16 protein-coding genes are annotated in these 12,835 nt (G+C 62.6%); 11 read left to right on the top strand and 5 right to left on the bottom strand.

Annotation, left to right across the window (positions count from 1 at the left end; translation table 11 throughout):
• The first annotated feature begins 1 nt into the window (after nt 1).
• Together RBH19_RS06155 and hda are read left to right on the top strand one after the other, a co-directional pair.
• A complete protein-coding gene (locus RBH19_RS06155; protein WP_306727948.1) occupies nt 2–559 on the top strand; it encodes a CDP-alcohol phosphatidyltransferase family protein in 558 nt (185 codons plus the stop codon).
• The gene (gene hda, locus RBH19_RS06150; protein ID WP_306727947.1) at nt 556–1,281 is read left to right on the top strand and encodes a DnaA regulatory inactivator Hda; all 726 of its coding nucleotides are present in this window, start codon (nt 556–558) and stop codon (nt 1,279–1,281) included. Before RBH19_RS06155 ends, hda begins: the two co-directional genes overlap by 4 nt.
• A 24-nt stretch (nt 1,282–1,305) precedes the next feature.
• Here hda and RBH19_RS06145 read toward each other — a convergent pair whose 3' ends face one another.
• Genes RBH19_RS06145 through arsC form a run of 3 tightly spaced genes read right to left on the bottom strand, consistent with a single transcriptional unit; the run spans nt 1,306 to nt 2,615 of the window.
• Complete coding sequence (locus tag RBH19_RS06145) at nt 1,306–1,659, bottom strand: DUF2069 domain-containing protein (RefSeq protein WP_306727946.1); 354 nt, start codon at nt 1,657–1,659, stop codon at nt 1,306–1,308.
• A complete protein-coding gene (wrbA, locus tag RBH19_RS06140; RefSeq protein WP_306727945.1) occupies nt 1,656–2,258 on the bottom strand; it encodes an NAD(P)H:quinone oxidoreductase in 603 nt (200 codons plus the stop codon). Before wrbA ends, RBH19_RS06145 begins: the two co-directional genes overlap by 4 nt.
• Before the next feature lie 12 nt (nt 2,259–2,270).
• Nucleotides 2,271–2,615: an arsenate reductase (glutaredoxin) gene (gene arsC, locus RBH19_RS06135; protein WP_306727944.1), complete on the bottom strand. Its 345-nt coding sequence runs from the start codon at nt 2,613–2,615 to the stop codon at nt 2,271–2,273.
• A 274-nt stretch (nt 2,616–2,889) separates the two neighbouring features.
• On the opposite strand from arsC, the gene RBH19_RS06130 reads away from it, so the two are divergent.
• Together RBH19_RS06130 and RBH19_RS06125 are read left to right on the top strand one after the other, a co-directional pair.
• Nucleotides 2,890–3,639, top strand: coding sequence for a LysM peptidoglycan-binding domain-containing protein (locus tag RBH19_RS06130; protein ID WP_306727943.1), 750 nt, complete (start codon nt 2,890–2,892; stop codon nt 3,637–3,639).
• Between the two features lie 531 nt (nt 3,640–4,170).
• Entirely contained in the window at nt 4,171–4,446 is a 276-nt protein-coding gene (locus tag RBH19_RS06125) for an acylphosphatase (RefSeq protein WP_306727942.1), read from the top strand.
• 118 nt (nt 4,447–4,564) lie between these two features.
• On the opposite strand, the gene RBH19_RS06120 is transcribed toward RBH19_RS06125, so the two are convergent.
• Together RBH19_RS06120 and RBH19_RS06115 are read right to left on the bottom strand one after the other, a co-directional pair.
• The gene (locus tag RBH19_RS06120) at nt 4,565–5,140 is read right to left on the bottom strand and encodes a lytic transglycosylase domain-containing protein (protein WP_306727941.1); all 576 of its coding nucleotides are present in this window, start codon (nt 5,138–5,140) and stop codon (nt 4,565–4,567) included.
• A 9-nt stretch (nt 5,141–5,149) separates the two neighbouring features.
• Nucleotides 5,150–6,859, bottom strand: a complete 1,710-nt coding sequence (locus RBH19_RS06115) for a proline--tRNA ligase (protein WP_306727940.1) — start codon at nt 6,857–6,859, stop codon at nt 5,150–5,152.
• 232 nt (nt 6,860–7,091) lie between these two features.
• Here RBH19_RS06115 and ilvC point away from each other — a divergent pair, with 232 nt between their 5' ends.
• The 7 genes from ilvC (at nt 7,092) to RBH19_RS06080 (ending at nt 12,728) form a co-directional block, all read left to right on the top strand.
• A complete protein-coding gene (gene ilvC, locus RBH19_RS06110; protein WP_306727939.1) occupies nt 7,092–8,111 on the top strand; it encodes a ketol-acid reductoisomerase in 1,020 nt (339 codons plus the stop codon).
• Entirely contained in the window at nt 8,101–8,715 is a 615-nt protein-coding gene (locus RBH19_RS06105) for a phosphatidylserine decarboxylase (protein WP_306727938.1), read from the top strand. The genes ilvC and RBH19_RS06105 overlap by 11 nt, the downstream gene beginning before the upstream one ends.
• A gap of 82 nt (nt 8,716–8,797) precedes the next feature.
• Nucleotides 8,798–9,625 carry a CDP-diacylglycerol--serine O-phosphatidyltransferase gene (pssA, locus tag RBH19_RS06100; protein WP_306727937.1) on the top strand — a complete coding sequence of 276 codons (828 nt, stop codon included), beginning with the start codon at nt 8,798–8,800 and terminating at the stop codon, nt 9,623–9,625.
• A complete protein-coding gene (locus RBH19_RS06095) occupies nt 9,618–10,346 on the top strand; it encodes a uracil-DNA glycosylase (RefSeq protein WP_306727936.1) in 729 nt (242 codons plus the stop codon). Before pssA ends, RBH19_RS06095 begins: the two co-directional genes overlap by 8 nt.
• Nucleotides 10,343–10,822 carry a ribosomal protein S18-alanine N-acetyltransferase gene (gene rimI / locus RBH19_RS06090; protein WP_306727935.1) on the top strand — a complete coding sequence of 160 codons (480 nt, stop codon included), beginning with the start codon at nt 10,343–10,345 and terminating at the stop codon, nt 10,820–10,822. Before RBH19_RS06095 ends, rimI begins: the two co-directional genes overlap by 4 nt.
• Nucleotides 10,823–10,836: 14 nt before the next feature.
• Nucleotides 10,837–11,106, top strand: coding sequence for a hypothetical protein (locus RBH19_RS06085; protein ID WP_306727934.1), 270 nt, complete (start codon nt 10,837–10,839; stop codon nt 11,104–11,106).
• A 41-nt stretch (nt 11,107–11,147) separates the two neighbouring features.
• Complete coding sequence (locus RBH19_RS06080; protein WP_306727933.1) at nt 11,148–12,728, top strand: peptide chain release factor 3; 1,581 nt, start codon at nt 11,148–11,150, stop codon at nt 12,726–12,728.
• Nucleotides 12,729–12,835: the final 107 nt, after the last annotated feature.

Here is a 12,835-nt window from a genome sequence, read left to right as displayed (position 1 = left end):
GATGTCCCTGCGCTGGCTGCCCAACGCCCTGAGTGTGGCCCGATTGATCCTGATCGTGCCCATGCTGCTGCTGCTGTTTGCCGAGCAGTACCTTCTGACACTGATCCTGTTTGCCATCGCGGGCATCTCCGACGGCGTGGATGGCTGGCTGGCCAAGCGATTCGGCTGGCAGACCCGGCTTGGCGCTGTCCTGGATGCCGCCGCCGACAAGCTCATGATCGCCGCGGTTTTCATCGCCCTTGGTTGGAAGGGGCTGGTGCCCGTTTGGCTGGTGGTACTGATTTTCGTGCGCGATCTCTGGATCGTGCTGGGTGCCTGGTACAACCGCCATCACCTGGCTGACTTTGAAGTCCGTCCCTTTCTCACCAGCAAGATCAATACCGCCGTCCAGGTCTGCTTCGTGCTGCTGGTGATTGCCGATGCCGCCTGGCCTTTCCTGACGCCGGCTCTGAAATCCGGAGCGGTGGCCGTTGCCGCCCTGTCAGTGGTGGTCAGCGGTCTGGATTATCTGCAGGACTGGATGCGGCAGATGAAGAAGGCGCGTCAGGGGGAGGCGTGAGTCAGGACGAGCTACCCGCAGGGGGAGAGCAGCTGCCACTCGGTATCGAGCTGTCCGTGGAAAGTCGCCTGGAAGATTTTTTCCAGGGTGACAACGTGGCCGCCGTGTCGGCCAGCCGCGCCATGGCGGCCGGTGAAATGACGGGTTGTCTCTTTCTGGCCGGGCCACCGGCCAGTGGCAAGACGCATCTTTTGCAGGGCAGCTGTCACCATGCTCATGCCCTGAAGCGGCAGGCCGCCTACCTTCCTCTTCGTCAGCCTGCCCTGCGATCGCCAGATCTGCTGGCGGGATGGGAATCCTTCGAACTGGTCTGCATCGATGATCTGGAAACCGTGGCCGGGCTGCGAGACTGGGAACGGGCCCTGTTCCGTCTCTTTGAAGGACTCAAGGAGCAGGGTGGCGGGCTTCTGGTGACGGCCGCCGCTCTGCCTGGCGGGCTTGGGCTCGCCCTGCCGGATCTGGCCTCTCGCCTGGCCTCCGGCCCGGTCTATCAGTTGGCTTCCCTGGACGACGAAGACCGTGTCCGGGCGCTGAAAAAGCGCCTGGCACAGCGCGGACTGGCGCTGCCGGACGACAGCGCGCGCTGGTTGATGCGTCGGGCCCGCCGCGACATGCATACCCTGATGGATCTGGCCGATCGCCTTGATCGCCTGTCCCTCAGCGCCCAGCGTCGCCTGACCATCCCCTTCCTGCGCGAAGTGCTGCCCGAGGCATCGGACTAGGGGCGGGTTGGTTCTGCCAGCGGCTTATTCCGGCCGATGCAGGCTCTGGATTCTCAGGCTGTGACTGGCTGACAGGAAGAGCAGCAGGGCGAGCAGGGTGGAAGCGCTGGCCAGCACCCGTACGGCCGGATTTGCCACCAGTTCCGTGAAGCCGTGTGCCAGGTAGAACAGGGAAAGAAAACCCAGCACGGCCGTGGGCAGAACCTTGCCTTGCAGCATGCCCGGAATCAGCAGGATCAGCGGTGCCATGCCCACGATGGCCAGGCCGATGCCCAGATCGTCCGACGGGGCGACCACCCCGTACCAGAGGCCCCAGTTGAGCGCCAGCAGCAGGGCGCAGCCGGCGCAGATGGCACGGGCGCGTTTGAGTGCATTCATGATCGTCCTTCCTTCAATGTCCGGGCCAGGCGCGCCACCCGTTCTCCCAGCGCCCTGGCCAGGGTCTCTTCCTCGTCCGTCTGTGCCTGGTCGCCATCACTGCCGGCAAAGTGACTGGCCCCGTAGGGGCTGCCACCGCTGCGCGTGGTGTTCAGCGCGGTCTCCGTATAGGGGATGCCGGTAATCAGCATGCCATGATGGAGCAGGGGCAGCATCATGCTGGTCAGAGTGGTCTCCTGCCCGCCGTGCAGGCTTCCCGTGGAGGTGAATACCGCGGCGGGCTTGTCGACCAGAGTGCCCTTGAGCCAGAGGCCGGCCGTACCGTCCAGGAAATACTTCAGGGGGGCGGCCATGTTTCCGAAGCGGGTCGGGGAACCCAGAATGAGGCCATCACAGTTGCGAAGATCCTCATGCTCGGCGTAGGGCGGACCCGATTCGGGCACCGGTGGGGTGGTGGCTTCGGTCGTGGCTGACACCGGCGGCACCGTGCGCAGGACGGCTTCGGCACCCTGCACCGCGGAGACCCCTCGGGCGATCTGGCGGGCCAGTCCGGCCACGCTGCCGTGGCGACTGTAGTAGAGGATCAGGATTTTCGTCATCAGAGGAACGCCTTACTCCAGAATTTCCAGCACGTCTTCCGGGGGGCGCCCCAGCCTGGCCTGGCGACCTCTTACCACGATGGGACGCTGGATCAGTTTCGGCTCCCGACTCATGGCTTCAAGTAACGTTTCCTCGCTGGCGGAGGACAGGCCCATTTCCCGGAAGGCGGCCTCGTTGCGACGGACCAGATCGGCGGCTCCGAGCCCCAGTTTCGTGAGCAGATCCCGCAAGGTGTCCACCGAGGGTGGTGAGTTCATGTACTCGATGATCTGCGGTTGAAATCCGGCGTCACGAATAAGCTCCAGCGTCTGCCTTGATTTTGAGCAACGCGGGTTATGGTAAATGGTTACCGGCATTCCAGAATCTCCATCCGATGGCTTGAAAAAATGAGTGCTTGACCCTACTTACGCGCACTGCTAGCTTTTTGATTGCAGTCAGAAAAATTCTGCTGCTGAATGCTTTCCCGGAAGTCAGGATGGTAGCAGAAGAGTGGTTGAAAACGCGCCTGAACTTTGGGCCGCGTTTCTTGACTGAAAAAATTGTACAGTGCTAGTTTTCCGTATGTGAAAGGCTGTAGTATTCGTTACTTTCGACTCACCAGAATAACAAGCTACTCAGGAGTTGCTTCCCATGATCAAGCTTTCCCGCAAGCATGCCGCGATTCTGGCGATCGCCGCCGCCATGGCGGTGGGCTGCCAGACTGCTCCGGATGAGCCGGAGGTTGACGAGCAGGCCCGTGACATGGCCCGTCAGGCCATTGATGATGCACAGGCCATCATTGCATCCGCCGAAGAGCCCTGCACCGACGTGGGTAACGCCGGGGACTATCTGTCCCAGGCCGAAGCCGCCGAAGCCGAGGGTAACTTCGAGGAGGCACAGGAACTGGCCGAGCGTGCCGCCCGGGTTGCCCAGGAAGCCCAGGACGAGTGCTACGCTGAGAAGGCCGCTGAGTACATCGAGAAGGCCAAGACCTTCACCAACATGACGGCTGATCAGCGTGATCGTCTGCGCCGGGCTGAGAGTGCCTACGATGCCGGCAACTACCGTGATGCCTACGAAACCGCACGTGCCCTGGTGTCCGAGCTGAAAGCCGCCACCATGAACTATCGTGTGGAGCGCGGTGACAGCCTGTGGCGCATTTCCGGCAAGTCCGACGTCTACGGCGACCCCTACCAGTGGCCGCTGATCTTCCGCGCCAACCGCGACAAGATCGAAGACGCCGACCTGATCTACCCGGATCAGGAGTTCAAGGTCTACAAGCACCCGACCCAGGCCGAGAAAGACAAGGCCGTTGACCATGCCCGCAACCGCGGTGCCTGGCAGATTGGCCGGGTGGAAGACTCCGACCGTCGCTACCTGCGTGAAGCCGGTAGCCGGTAATCGGACTCTGACAAGTCGTCAGGAAGAAGGGGCCCCACTGGGGCCCCTTTTTTTGGTTCTTCGCAGAAAAGCGGGGAAGTACGAGCGGTTAGGGGGCGTCGGGTTGGTGGGGATGTTCCCGGAACCGCCGCAAGTACGTCCCTGTAGGCTGCGTAATCAACGTCCTGTTGATTACGCTTCCGGGAACATCCCCACCAACCCGCCGAATCACCGCTCTGGAAAGGGTCTTGGTGGCCCTGACCAGAACCGTGGGAAACAGGGACGTTTCCCTCGAGCCTACAAGGATGTATTCACGGCGTGTTCTGGTCAGGGCCACCAAGACCCACCCCGGCAACCACTCCCGATTTGCTCCCCGCTTCTCTGCGAAGAACTTTTTTGGGGCCCACTGACCAGAGTGGAAGTCCGGGGCAGGGATGAATCGGGAACGCAATCGCTTGCGCTTCCTTCGAGGCGTAGCGCTGCTACGCCACTGGGCTGCAGGGGGCGATGGGTCATAGAATGGTGGCATGAACAGCAGAAGGAGAATGCCGCATGAGTCGAACGATCACGCGTCGCTGTCTGGTTTCCGGTCGTGTTCAGGGTGTCTTCTATCGGGCCAGTACCAAGAAGGAGGCGAGGGCACTCGGTGTTTCCGGCTGGGCAAGGAATCTGCCGGACGGTCGAGTCGAGGTCGTGGCCAGCGGACCGGCAGAGTCGGTTGATGCCCTGTGCGAGTGGCTATGGGAAGGATCCCCTTCTTCCAGCGTGGAGGATGTAGTTTGCCGTGATTACGAGGGCGAAGTGGAAGAAGGTTTCCGTACCCGTTGAGCCACGACAGGCTTGGCCACCACCCTCGTTGTCGTAATCGTAATCGTAATCGTAATCGGCCTTCCCGACGCCCGAAAATGCCGACAACGACAACGGAAAGGCTGAACCCGGCGGCGGGTCAATCCCGATACCACACATCCGCCAGTGCCGTATAAACCAGACTCGGGTAGCGCATGCTGCCCAGGCTGCCGTTGTAGCGGGCCAACGCCCGGGTCAGGTTGCCGTTTTCCTTGTCCAGGTAGTAGCGCAGGATGGTGGTGCCGTAACGGAGATTGGTGTCCAGGTGAAAGAGGTTGTCATCCGGGCGGCCGATTTCATCCAGCCAGAAGGGCATGATCTGCATCAGGCCACGGGCGCCAACGCGGGAGATGGCGAACCGGTCGAAGCGGCTCTCAACATGGATCACGGCGAGCACCAGTTCCGGCTCCAGCTCGGTCCGTTGCGCTTCGGCATGCACCATGCGCAGCAGGCGCAGGCGTTTTTCCTCATCTTCGATCCAGCGCGTCAGGCGGGACGACATGTCCATCAGCCAGACTTCGGCCTCGAAACGATCGGAGAAGCTGTTGCTTTCCTCGACGGCCGCCTTGAGGGTGTCACGCAGGCCCGGGTCCACGGTCTGTTCATCCGCCACTGCCGGTGAGAACAGCAGGCCGCTACAGGCAATGATCAATCCCCGGGTCATGTGCCTTGGCATGCTTCCTTCCTAGCTTCGCAGCTTTTCCAGCAGGGTGTCTGCAATTCCAGCATAGTCCAGCTTCGTCGACTCGTCGTCCCGCCGGCCCTGGTATTCCACTTTGCCTTCCTTGAGACCGCGGTCACCGATGACCACACGATGAGGGATGCCCAGCAGTTCGGCATCCGCGAACTTCACCCCCGGGCGGGCATCCCGATCGTCCAGCAACACTTCGACGCCGGCCTGCTGGAGACGGTCATGCAGATCCTCGGCTGCCTCACGCACCGCCTCCGATCGATCCATGCCGATGCCGATAATGAGCAGCTGGAAGGGGGCCAGGGGAGCCGGCCAGATGATGCCCTTCTGATCGTGGTTCTGTTCGATGGCGGCGGCCACAATGCGGCTGACGCCAATGCCGTAGCAGCCCATGTACATGGCCTGATCGCGGCCATTCTCGTCCAGCACGGTGGCATTCATGGCTTCGCTGTACTTGCGTCCCAGCTGGAAGATGTGGCCGACCTCAATGCCGCGACTGGAATGCAGGGTACCCTTGCCGTCGGGAGCGGGCTCACCTGCCTTCGCCATTCGCAGGTCGGCCGTCTCGGGCAGCGGCACGTCCCGGTTCCAGTTGAGATTGATCCAGTGCTGATCTTTCTCATTGGCGCCGGAAGAAAAGTTCGTCGCGGTGGCGGCGCGATGATCCACCAGCACACGCAAGCCGTCCGGGAGGCCGACGGGGCCGATGAAACCCTTGGGGACGCCGGTGGCCTCAAGCACCTCCTCGGCCGTGGCCAGTCGGACCTCTTCCGCAGCCAGGGCCCGGGCGGCCTTGATCAGGTTGAGTTCATCGTCACCGGCAATGAACAGCACCGCCGGGGTATCGTCATCGCTCATCACCACCACGCTCTTGACGATACGATCCAGCGCCAGACCCAGCATCTTCGCCTGGGCCTCCACCGTTTCCGTGTCCGGTGTGGCGCACTTTTCGGCATCCGCCGGGGCCAGCGTGTCAATGGCCGGGCCGGGGCTGCTGGCCAGTTCGGTATTGGCAGCGTACTCACTGCCATCCGAGGAAAGGATTTCATCCTCGCCGGAGTCGGCAAGGACATGGAATTCCCGGGAGACGCTGCCGCCAATGCTGCCGCTGTCCGCCTCCACGGAACGGAAACGCAGTCCCAGGCGCTGGAAGATTCGCGTATAGGCCTGGAACATGGTTTCGTAGCCTTCCGCCAGTGACGCCTCACTGATATGGAAGGAATAAGCATCCTTCATCAGGAATTCCCGCGCCCGCATGACGCCAAACCGTGGCCGGATCTCGTCGCGAAACTTCGTCTGGATCTGGTAGAAGTTGACCGGCAGCTGGCGGTAACTCTTGAGTTCCCGTCGGGTAATATCGGTAATCACTTCCTCATGGGTGGGGCCGAAACAGAACTCCCGATCGTGGCGATCCTTCAGGCGCAGCAGTTCCGGGCCGTAATGCTTCCAGCGGCCGGATTCCTGCCATAGTTCGGCCGGCTGCACCGCCGGCATCACCAGCTCCAGGGCGCCGGCGCGATCCATTTCCTCGCGCACGATCCGTTCCACCTTGCGCAGCACCCGCAAACCCAGCGGCATCCAGGAATACAATCCCGAGGCCAGGCGGCGGATCATGCCCGCACGCAACATCAGCTGATGGGAAACGACTTCGGCATCCGCCGGCACTTCCTTGAGAGTGAACAGCGGGAACTGGGAAACGCGCATTGGAGCCCCTTGTAACGGCAAATGAATCGGAAAACGGCGCAAGGCCTGCATTTTAACGGCTTGGCCGGTTCGGCGACAGGGGCGCGCCTCCCCCTTCGTGAGCATCGTCATACGACTACGTTCACGAAGGGGGGCGAGGGCGGGGCGAAACCCGGGGCTTGATTAGCGCTCTTCGCCGCAGTAGCTTACGCCGCCTCGAACCCCCCTTTTTGCGTGCCCTGGGAGATCAGCCATGCGCCGTTGGTACGATGCGGATCTGGACCGCCAGCCGCTGGAGAAGCGGATCATCGCGGTTTTCGGCTACGGGGCCCAGGGGCGTGCCCAGGCCCGCAATCTGCGTGACGCCGGTCTGCAGGTTCGTGTCGCCTTGCGACAGGGCTCGGCCAGTCGGGCCCGGGCCGAGGCCGATGGTCTGACGGTACTGGATCCCGATACCGCCGCCGAGCAGGCGGATATCGCGGTTCTGCTGGTTCCGGATACGGCGCAACCACGCCTGTACGAGGACGTGCTGGCCCGTCATCTCAAGCCAGGCGCGGCCCTGCTGTTCGCCCACGGTTATGCGATTCACCATGGCCATCTCAGAGCCCGGGACGATCTGGACGTGATCATGGTCGCGCCCCTGGGAATCGGTGAACAGGTTCGGGCCACCTTCGAGAAGGGCGCCGGTGTGCCTGCCCTGGTGGCGGTGCACCAGGACGGCAGCGGGCAGGCCTGGCCGCTCGTTCTCGCCTACGCCGGTGCGGGTGGCCATGGGCGGGCCGGGGTCATGGAAACCACCTTTGCCGAGGAAACCGAGACCGATCTTTTTGCGGAGCAGGCCGTGCTCGTGGGTGGTCTGAGCGAACTCATCCGGGCCGCCTTCGATACACTGGTGGAAGCGGGCTATCAGCCGGAGGTGGCCTATTTCTGCTGTCTTCACGAGGTCAAGCTGATTGCCGACATGATTCACGAGCGTGGTATAGCCGGTATGCGGGAATCCATCTCGGAAGTAGCCGATCTGGGCGCCGTGCAGCAGGGGCCCAGAATCATTGGAGCGGCCTCCCGGGAGGCCATGCGCAAGGCGCTGGCCGAAGTGCGCAGCGGTGAATTCGATCGCCAGCTGCAAAGGGAGCAGGCGGCCGGCTTTCCCACTCTGAAGGCGCATCGACACCAGGCGAAGGACGATCTGATCGAAACCGTGGGCAAGCGCCTGCGTGACCGCATGCCCTGGATGCGGGCCTCCGATGACGAGGAGGGCGGTCATGGCGCGTGAAGCGTCTCTGGTGGCCGGCGAGGCGTGGCTGCCGGTGGGAGTGCTGCTGCTCCTGTCGGCGCTGGCGCTGCTGTGGCCGCTGCCCTGGCTTTCTCTCCTGGGCCTGCTGATGGCGGTGGGCCTGTTGATTCTTTTCCGCGACCCGGTGCGCCGCATCCCATCCACGCCCCTGGCCGTGGTCAGCCCGGTGGACGGTGAGGTACTGGCCGTCGAACAGCCGGAAGAGGGGGCGTCCGGCGAACGCTGGACGGTCATTCATCTCCGGATTTCCCGTCTGGCGGCCTGGTCCATCCGTGCCCCCGTGGAGGGCAAGGTCATGGGTTTGCGCGGCAAGAAACAGGGTCCGGAACGGGGCCTGTGGCTGCGCACCGATGAGAACGACGACATCATTACCGAGCTGGAAGGCCGGTCCCGGCCTCACTGGTGCCGGCCCATCGCCTTCATCCGGCCGGGGGAACGACTCGGGCAGGGTCAACGTTTCGGTTACCGGCGTCTGGCACGTGAGGCGCGTGTGCACATCCAGGGCAATCTCAACCTGAAGGTCGCCGCCGGGGACAGAGTGCGGGCCGGAACCGACATGCTGGCCGTGCTGATACACGATTGAGGCGTTTCTCGCTGTCCGTGGCTCGTGGCAGTATGTAGCCGTGGCGACATGCCTTTTGAACCAAGCCCAAGGAGTGATGCCGGTGGCCCGGAAGAAACGCAGCAAGACGACAAAGCGATCCAGCATCGTCGGTCGGCGTGGTATCTACCTGCTGCCCAATCTGTTTACCACGGCGGCCATGTTCGCGGGTTTTTTTGCCATGATCGCGGCCATGAACGGGGAATTCCGTGCGGCGGGGGTGGCCGTGCTGGTGGCCATGGTGCTGGATGGTGTTGATGGCAGAGTGGCCCGCCTGACGGGGACGGAAAGCGAGTTCGGACGAGAATACGACAGCCTGTCGGACCTGGTTTCCTTCGGTCTGGCGCCGGCCATGATCGTCTACAACTGGGGCATGGGCGTACTCGGCGACGAGCCCTGGTGGTGGTGGGCCCAGATCAGCTGGCTGGTGGCCTTCTTCTTCGCCGTGGCCGCCGCACTGCGTCTGGCCCGCTTCAACACCCGAGCCGCCACCACGGACCGCCGGTACTTCCAGGGCCTCCCGAGTCCTTCTGCCGCCGCCTGCATCGCCTTTGGCGCCTGGCTGTTGGCTCAGCTCGAGCTGCACACCGCCTTCATGTTGCCGGTGGTGTACCTGCTGGCCGTGGCCATCGCGGCCCTGATGGTCAGCAATTTCAGTTATTACAGCTTCAAGGATCTGGATCTGGCCGGTGGTCGGGTGCCTTTCACCTACGCCATTCTCATTCCCAGCAGTTTCATCCTGATTGCCCTGGCTCCGGCCCCGGTCTTGTTCGCCGGGTTCTTCCTCTACGCCCTGTCAGGTCCCGTCCTTGCTCTATGGCGTCGATACTACCGTCGCGGGGTGACCAGTCGTGGCAGTGATGCGGACGCGAAGGAAGGCCGGGGTGACTGAGGAGGCACGCCGGAAGGCCTATCTGCAGGCCCTGAATATCCCGGCCTGGCAGTTGCGCTCGGCTCCGGTGGTCGAACCGGGTGGGCCGCAGGAGACAGCGGCCGAGGCCAATCAGTCGGTGGAGGGAGCGGATTCCGCGGCCGACCGTCCGCCGGTGGCTACCCTCGACTGGTCTGCCCTGCGTGAACGGGTCATGCAATGCCAGGCCTGTCCTCTGCATGCCACTCGAACCCAGGGTGTTTTCGGCGTCGGTAATACCCAGGCGGAATGGATGCTGATCGGCGAAGCCCCCGGTGCCGAGGAAGATCGCCAGGGCGAGCCTTTCGTGGGCAGGGCGGGGCAGCTGCTGGATGCCATGCTGGCCGCCGCCGGCACGGATCGTCAGAAGGTCTATATCGCCAACATCATCAAGTCGCGGCCACCGGATAACCGGGATCCCCAGCCCGGGGAGATTGCGGCCTGCCTTCCCTACCTTCGCCGCCAGATCGAACTGATATCGCCCAGGGTAATCATGCTGGTCGGGCGCGTTGCTGCCCAGACCCTGCTGGAATCCACGGCCGCCGTGGGCCGCCTGCGGGGACAGGTTCATCGCCTGCCCGGTTTCGCCATTCCTGCCGTGGTGACCTATCATCCGGCCTATCTGCTGCGTTCACCACTGGAGAAGCGCAAGGTCTGGGATGATCTGCGTCTGCTTCGCCGAACCCTGGAGTCCACTTCATGAGCCAGGTCCGTGACGAGGTGGCCCCGAGCCGCGTGCGCGGCATGTCCGTGGCGGACCTTGAGCGTGTGCATGAGATCGAGAACCGTGCGTATGGTTTTCCCTGGCCGGTGGGTGTCTTTCGTGACTGTCTGCGGGCGGGTTACCAGTGCTGGGTCATTGAGGTGGACAGCAGCATTGCCGGCTATGGCATCGTTTCCGTGGCGGCGGGCGAATCCCATGTGCTCAATATCTGCATTGACCCGGCCTGGCAGCGCCTGGGCCTGGGCCGCATTCTCATGAATCACATCATGTCGCTGGCTCGCAAGGCGGGTGCCGAGCGCATGATTCTGGAAGTCCGCCCCACCAACCATGCCGCCCGTCAGCTTTACGACAGTCTCGGCTTCAACGAAATCGGTCTGCGTCGGGGGTATTACCCCGACCACTCCGGCATCCGCGAGGATGCCCTGGTGCTGGCCCGGGAGCTGTCACTGGACTGATGTGCCCCGGGGGCATGATCCGGAAAACCCCTGGAACCACCGAACACGCCGAATACACCGAAAAAAATCAAAAAGCCATTACGAAGGAGAGAAGAAAGGCAGAAGATCACGAAGAGATGCGGTTCATCTCGGTCAGTATTGAACGCGGCAACGCATGTACCGGTTTGCCAGCATTGATCTTCTTCGTGTCCGCTGTTGAATTCTTTCGCTTTCGATTTTTTCAGTGTATTCGGCGTGTTCGGTGGTTCCACGGTTTCCCCGCCTCGCCGCCGCGTCAAAGCTGATAAAATGTGCGGTTTATCCTGACGATATCCGGATTCCTTCCATGACCGAGCAATACCAGCGTCGGCGAACCTTCGCCATCATTTCCCATCCCGATGCGGGCAAGACGACCCTCACCGAGAAATTGCTGCTTTTCGGTGGTGCCATCCAGCTGGCGGGCACCGTCAAGGGGCGCAAGTCGGCCCGCCATGCCACTTCGGACTGGATGGCCATGGAGAAGGAGCGCGGTATTTCCGTCACCTCCTCGGTGATGCAGTTTCCCTTTGACGACTACATCGTCAACCTGTTGGACACCCCGGGTCACGCGGATTTCTCCGAGGACACCTACCGCACGCTGACCGCGGTGGACTCGGCACTGATGGTGATCGACTGCGCCAAGGGTGTGGAAGAACGAACCATCAAACTGATGGAGGTCTGCCGGCTGCGGGATACCCCCATCTATACCTTCATCAACAAGCTCGACCGGGAAGGGCGAGATCCCATGGAGCTGATGGATGAAGTGGAGCGGGTACTGGGCATCCAGTGCAGCCCCATCACCTGGCCCATCGGCATGGGTAAACGCCTCAAGGGCATCTACCATCTGCTGGAAGACCGCATCTACATCTACGAGGAAGCCAAGGGGGGAGCTCGTGGCGTGCACCGTACCATTGACGGTCTGGACTCCCCCGAGGCACAGGCCTTTCTGGGTGATGATGCCGGGGAATACGCCGACGAAATCGAGCTGGTGCGCGAGGCCACGCCGGATTTTGACCTCGATGCCTATCTGGCCGGCAAGCTGACCCCTGTTTTCTTTGGTTCCGCCATTGCCAACTTCGGCATCCAGGAACTGCTGGAAAGCTTCGTCCGTACGGCACCGGCTCCGAGGCCGGCCAGTACCACCGTGCGTGAAGTGCAGCCCTCGGAGAACAAGCTGACCGGCTTCGTCTTCAAGGTGCAGGCCAACATGGATCCGGCCCACCGGGACCGGGTGGCCTTCATGCGCATCTGCTCCGGGCGCTTCACGCCGGGCATGAAGCTGCGCCACGTGCGTATAGGCAAGGATGTGAAGATCAGCAAGGCTCTGACCTTCATGGCCTCGGAACGGGAGAAGACCGAGGAAGCCTGGGCCGGCGACATCATTGGCCTGCACAACCACGGCACCATCCGCATCGGCGACAGCTTCACGGAAGGGGAAGAACTGCAGTTCACCGGCATCCCCAATTTTGCCCCGGAGCTGTTTCGGCGCGCCGTGCTGGCCGACCCCCTGCGCATGAAGCAGCTGCAGAAGGGCCTGGATCAGCTCTGTGAAGAGGGGGCGACCCAGCTCTTCCGTCCCCTGCGCAACAACGATCTGATTCTGGGCGCCGTGGGTCAGCTGCAGTTCGATGTGGTGGCCGAACGCCTTCGGACTGAGTACGGAGTGGACTGCAAGTTTGAAGCCATCAACGTGGCCACGGCCCGCTGGGTGTATGGCGAGGATGACCGGGCCCTGGAGCAGTTCAAGCGCAAGGCGGCGGACAACCTGGCCATCGATCACGCCGACACCCTGGTCTACATCGCCCCCACCCGGGTCAATCTGGACCTGGCCATGGAACGCCACCCGGAGATCGAATTCCGCGCCACGCGCGATCACCTGGCCGCGTAAGCGAACGGGAAAACATTGGAACTACCGAAGACGCCGAACTTAAGGTGACTCGAAACCCCCTGTAGGCGCGGATTCATCCGCGCAATGGCTCGAATTCTGCAGGGCCA

The sequence above is a fragment of the Natronospira bacteriovora genome, assembly GCF_030848495.1.
GTDB classification, from domain to species: Bacteria; Pseudomonadota; Gammaproteobacteria; order Natronospirales; family Natronospiraceae; genus Natronospira; species Natronospira bacteriovora.
The sequence above is the reverse complement of the archived record's forward strand: the minus strand, read 5'-3'. Positions and strand labels throughout refer to the sequence as shown.